The organism is Nitratidesulfovibrio oxamicus, assembly GCF_015731765.1.
Taxonomy (GTDB): Bacteria; Desulfobacterota; Desulfovibrionia; order Desulfovibrionales; family Desulfovibrionaceae; genus Cupidesulfovibrio; species Cupidesulfovibrio oxamicus.
Genome location: NZ_VRYY01000282.1, coordinates 1 through 3401, shown reverse-complemented (window position 1 = coordinate 3401; position 3401 = coordinate 1). Strand labels below are relative to the sequence as shown.

At 68.6% G+C, this 3401-nt stretch carries 3 protein-coding genes; all 3 read right to left on the bottom strand.

Annotated features, from left to right (window positions below):
* The coding region (locus FVW20_RS10315; RefSeq protein ID WP_196609402.1) for a cache domain-containing protein at positions 1-1837 on the bottom strand (1837 nt) is incomplete at its 3' end.
* 424 nt (positions 1838-2261) lie between these two features.
* Positions 2262-2849, bottom strand: coding sequence for a tetratricopeptide repeat protein (locus tag FVW20_RS10310; protein WP_196609400.1), 588 nt, complete (start codon positions 2847-2849; stop codon positions 2262-2264).
* 23 nt (positions 2850-2872) lie between these two features.
* Positions 2873-3401, bottom strand: a 529-nt coding sequence (locus FVW20_RS10305) for a C39 family peptidase (RefSeq protein WP_231039025.1), incomplete at its 5' end; no start/stop codon positions are given.

The window sequence follows — 3401 nt, the reverse complement described above, 5'->3', positions numbered from 1 at the left end:
CGCCAGCCGTTCCGGCGCCATTCCCTGCGGCGCTGCCGCCAGCCCCCTCCACGGCGCCAAGCTCGGCCAGGCGGCGGTCCAGCGCGTCGGTGCGCGGCCAACCGGTAATGGCCGCAAAGGCCGGATTGGCATACTGGATGGAACCTTCGCCATTCAGGATCAGCAGGGCTCCGGGAAAATTCTCCACCGCCTGCTCCAGCAGGCGCCGCGCTTCCTCGGCCCGGCGGCGCGCCGTAAGGTCGGTAAGCACGCCGATAATGCCGCCCTCGCCTGCCGTGCCCTCGCCGAACACGGTCTTGACCACGCTGAAGTGGCGCACCGCCCCATCGGCGCAGTGCAGGGTCTGCTCGCCAAAACGCGTGCCGCCCGCATGGCGCAGTTCGTCGTCGTCGCGCAGTACGGCAGCGGCCACGTCCGCCGGGTACACGTCGGGAAAGTCGCCCGGCGGACGCCCGCGCACGTCTTCTCGCGCGCAGCCCAGCACCATCCGCGCGAAGCTGGCGTTGCAGTCCACGAAGCGGCCCGTGAAATCGCGATAATAGATGGGGTTGGGAATTGCATTCATCAGCGCCTGCAAAAAGGCCAGGCGACTGCGGGCTTCTTCTTCCGTGGCGGCGCGGCGCTCCAGTTCGCCCAGATAGTCGGCGTTAAGGCGGGTCAGTTCCGCCGTGCGCGCTTCCACCAGTTGCCCCATGCGCAGGCTGTGCCCTTCCAGTCCCCCCATCAATCTATTGAAATAGTTGGACAGGTCGCCTATTTCATCGTGAGTTTCCGGCACCACCCGCACCGAAAGGTCGCCCCCGGCGCCCACGCGCACCCGCTCGGTCAGCCGCCGCAACGGCCCGGTGATGCCCGCGCTGGCGTACAGGCTGGCCAGCGCCACCACCCCGGTGGCCACCAGCAGCCACACGAGGGCAAGGCGGCGCATGCGGTCGAGGGGGGCGTAAATCTCGTCGGTATACCCGGATGCGGCCACGATCCAGTCGTAGTCCGCCAGGTAGGCGTAGACCACGATCTTCTCGCGGTAGCGGTCCTCGCCGGGATTGCGCCAGGAGTAGACAATGCGGCCCGACCGCTTTTGCAGCATCTCGCGCACGAAACGACGGCCCGTGTCGTCGCGCGCGTCGGCTATGTCGCCAGGTTCCATCACCGGATGCACCAGCAACTCGCCCGCCCCGGTCATGACGTAGGCATAGCCGGTTTCACCCACCCGGTGCGAGAGCACCGCGTCGCGCAGCATGGTGACGTCGAGCAGGTTGCGGAATTCCTCGCGGTAGGCGGAAGCGGAAATGATCCAGTCCCACGGCTGGAACCATGTCATGTGCAGAGCTTTGGGCCGGGCGTGCGTTTCGCCGGGGTTGCGCCATTCGTATTGCATGAAGCCTTCATGCAGGCGCGCCTGGTCACGCACGAACTCGAATTCCGAAAGATCGCGCCCCAGCAGCGACGGCACCGGGTGCACCGCCAGCGTGGCGTTGGAGGTAAGGCAATAGATGTAGCCCGACCGGGCTATGCTCATGCGCAGCAGGATGGCGGCGGCATTGGCCTTGGCCTGCGCCTCCGTGATGGCTCCGGAGCGGTACCGCTCGTATTCCAGCGCCACCACGTCGCGGGCCTTTTCCGAAGCGGCGCGCAGGTAGTTGCGCACCGCAAGGTCCGCCCCCACGCGCACGGTGCCCAGAATGGACTGGGGGGCCGCGTGCAGCCGCTCCTCCACGGCCTGCTCCACGGCATTGCGGGCATAGATGTACGCACCGACGACGCCGCACAGCAGCAACACGAGGAACACCAGCATGTAGCTGGCCAGCAGTTTGCCCCGAATGCCCAGACCGGTCATGCAGCCTCCCCGGAGTACCCGATGGCCTATCTTGCCAGATGAAACGCGCGCGGAAAACCCCGCCCCGCCAATCTTGCGAAAAAACCTGCGGCATTGCCCGGTGCGTGACGACGGGGCGGCACCGGGGTGGCGGGGCGGCACCGGGGTGGCGGAGCGGCAGGGGACGGCGGGGACGGCGGGGACGGAGGACAGAGGGGAGGAACGCGACCGGGGCGGGAAGCCGGGGAGGTGGCCGGGCAGGGGTACAGGCAACGAAAGGAGCGGCCCCGTGAGGAGCGGGGACCTGGAGGGACGCAGCCCAAGGAATCACAGCCGTCAACGACGCGGCCCGCCGCATCCGTGTGGGGAGATGCGACGGGCCGTCGTTGGCGTTGCCGGTACAGCGGCGGACGAGGAGGACAGGTGTCCGGAAACGCAGGAGGCGCTACTTGTTCCGCGCGGCCTTCACCTGTTCCAGGGTGTCCTCGAAGCTCCGGCGGTGGGCATCGTCGGCAAGACGCACGGCCTCTTCGGCCAGTCGTTCTGCTTCCTCCAGTTTCTCGCCGCGCGTCAGCAGCAACCAGGCAAGATTGTTGCGCGCCGGGGCCGATTCCGCCTCGGGCAGGGCATGGATGGCCTTGCGGTAGTGGCTTTCCGCCTCTTCCGTCTCGCCTTTCTGGAACAGCAGGTTGGCCAGGAACAGGTGGGCCTGGGGCACGTCGTCACGCACGGCCTCGGCGTATTCGCGCCGGGCCAGGTCCAGTTCACCCTTCTGCTCGTAGGCGCGGCCCAGTTCCAGGTGTTCCGCGCCGGACAACGGATCCTGATAGATGCCGATGCGCGGCAGGGCGCATCCGGCCAGCAGCAGGCCCAGCAGCAGGCACGACAGGGCGGCGCGCCATGCGGGGCGCGGCATGTCGGATGCATGGCCGGATGCATGGCCGGATGTCCGGAAGGACGATTGGGCAGGCCGAAGGACGGCAGCGCCGGAAACGGCAGCAGGGGCGACGGCAAGGGGCGTGGGGTCCGGCATGGAACCTCCCGTGACGGTTCGGGCTACGGGGCGGGCGCAGGGGCCGGTTCCTGCCGTCGGACCTCCAGCGTCCAGCGGTCGGTGCGGTCCCAGGTGCGCAGAAACGAAGCCCACGGCAGCCGTTGCAGGGGGGTGCGGTCGGAATTCACGATGACCGCGTCAGGCGCATAGCCCACCACCACCATGAAATGATAGGTGCTCACCGGCCCGTAGCCGTGGTCCACCATGACGATGCGCGGCTGGCCGGAATCCACGGCGGCCATCAGGTCGGCCACGGAGCCGTCGTACCAGCGGCTGGAAAGCCCCAGGGTGCGCGGGTACAGGGCAAGGTCCAGCGAAAGCGTGCCGTGCATGCCGGGGCGAAAGATGGCCGCCGCGACGCCGTCCGGCGTGGCCTGGGCGCCCGTAACCCCCAGGTGGCGCAACACCCCGGCCAGCGAGGCGGGGCCGCACTGGTACTGTTCCTGTGCAAAGAACGGCACGTCGGGGATGATCCGCTCGGCGGCGGGGCGGGCGGGGTCCGGCGCAAGGCTGCCGGGGCCGCGCACGCAG